Source organism: Moorena sp. SIO2C4 (assembly GCF_010672485.1).
Lineage (GTDB): Bacteria > Cyanobacteriota > Cyanobacteriia > Cyanobacteriales > Coleofasciculaceae > Moorena > Moorena producens.
Genome location: NZ_JAAHGN010001247.1, coordinates 1 through 1,991, shown reverse-complemented (window position 1 = coordinate 1,991; position 1,991 = coordinate 1). Strand labels below are relative to the sequence as shown.

The window sequence follows — 1,991 nt, the reverse complement described above, 5'->3', positions numbered from 1 at the left end:
TTTTACGCGAACTCCGGCAGCGGCTCACTGTTTATTAGCGCAAGTCATTGAAAACAAACCAGAAAAAGATCCAGACAATGCCTTGGCAGAATGGAAAATTTGTTTACGCTATACTGATATCCGTAACCCTGATGAAGATATCTGGGTTGGGATGGCTCGTGAACGTATAGATGCTCAAGTAGGTGTTAAAGATAAGACTAGTGAATCGACTAAGTAAGCTGATTTGCTCTGCCCCGATCTTGACCATAGTTATGATTATGTTGGGAAGCCTGGTGAGTAAGCCAGTACTGGCAGGGCATTGGATTTTTAAAACCACGGGTAGAGTTGAGCTAGAACGGGAGGGATGGTCACGTTTCCATCCAGTGCCTAACTATACCACGATAAATCCAGGGGATCTGCTGAGACCACCATCGGGGGTTAGGGTTAAACTATTTTGTGATCATGGTAAAACTCACTCTGTACCTGCTGGGGTAACAACAGGCATTAATGGCATATGTCCACCACCGCGAATTAAAAGCTCCAGGAGAATTGTCAGAGCACGTCCGGTAAGCTCCTCTATTCCCTACATTATCAGCCCACGGGCAACTCGTTTACTGACTGACAAGCCCACTCTAAGCTGGCATGATGCCACCGATGCTAGCAGTTTCATGGTAACAGTGAGAGGGCGAGGCTTGAATTGGACTGAGGAATTTAGTCGAGAGCAGGTTTGTCAACAGGGTATTTGTCAGGTTGTTTATCCAGGAAGTAAGCCACTAAAACCTGGAGTTAGTTATAAGTTGGTCGTCGAGACTGATAGAAATCGTGCCTCTACAGAAGATAGCACTGGAGGACTAGGATTTACGCGGATTAAGTCAGATCAAGCTAGAGAAATTCAGGTTATTGCTCGGCGGATTCAGGAACAGAATCTACCAAAGGAGTTCAAGCCCTTAGCTCTAGCTGAACTCTATGCTGACTACGATTTAACGGCTGAGGCCATTGAAATCCTGGAAGGACAAGAAAACGATCAAAAAATAGCACCGATTTATCGCTTACTGGGTGATTTGTATAAACGGATAGGACTAGTTGTGGAAGCTAAGGGTCCTTATTCAAAGGCAGTAGAACTGACCACAGCAACTGAGCATTGGGAAGAACTAGCAGCAGCCAAAGCTGGATTAGGGGAGGTTCAGTATGCTCGTGGGAATCGGCAAGAAGGAGTGAGTTTGTTAGAACAAGCGAAGGCAATCTATGAACAGTTTGGGGACCGAAAACGGGTAGGGGAATTAGAAAAGCAACTGTCAGAGTTAAAGTAAGATTTGAGATTCCCTAGGGATTAACACTGGCTATACCAATCCTAAATGAATTGTGATATGTTTTGCGGCCATATTACCTACTCCCTACTCCCTGCTCCGAAGCTCCCTAAAACCCAGATATTTTTACCTCACTCGTTCTGAGAATTGCTAGATATGATTCAAACTATACCAGCCAGAGAAATTACTCTATACGAATTAGAAACAAAATTTGGGATTCACTTAGTTGAGGATAACGAATTTTTTCGAGAGTGGCAAGATGATTTGCCAGAAATTACTGCTACGGAAAAAGAAAGATTAGACCGAGTCAAGGTTAGTTATACAAATTTAACGAAATATCCTCCTCTGTTAGAAAACACCGTCAAAATGGTTGTGCTCTCTCCCTTGTTAGATTTAGCAGGGTTATACTTGCCTCCTTTTCACATCAAGTCAGAGAAGTCTGTAGAAATTGCCGAAGAAGACCGGGGAGTTATCGTCAGAGGAAATATCGATGTAAGCTGTTCGGCATTTAAATTGGTATAATAAAAATTAATAAATAACCCAATAATAGGAAATATGCCAGCAAAAAATTATCTGACAGCAAAAAACAATACTTCAAAAAGCCTTAAAAATAGAAGAAAATGGAAATATTAGAGAACGTATTTTAATTTTGCTGTTGTTGAATAGTGGAAAAACACAGTTAGAAATTGCTGAAGTTTTGGGTTG

The 1,991-nt window shown here is 42.0% G+C and carries 1 protein-coding gene and 3 pseudogenes; all 4 read left to right on the top strand.

Going from position 1 to position 1,991, the window contains the following annotated elements:
• A pseudogene (locus F6K20_RS36190) lies at nucleotides 1-217 on the top strand (hypothetical protein); the annotation flags it as partial.
• 55 nt (nucleotides 218-272) lie between these two features.
• Nucleotides 273-1,289: a tetratricopeptide repeat protein gene (locus tag F6K20_RS36185; protein WP_287298052.1), complete on the top strand. Its 1,017-nt coding sequence runs from the start codon at nucleotides 273-275 to the stop codon at nucleotides 1,287-1,289.
• A 153-nt stretch (nucleotides 1,290-1,442) separates the two neighbouring features.
• A pseudogene (locus tag F6K20_RS36180) lies at nucleotides 1,443-1,781 on the top strand (restriction endonuclease subunit R); the annotation flags it as partial.
• A 94-nt stretch (nucleotides 1,782-1,875) separates the two neighbouring features.
• Nucleotides 1,876-1,991, top strand: a pseudogene (locus F6K20_RS36175) (IS630 family transposase); the annotation flags it as partial.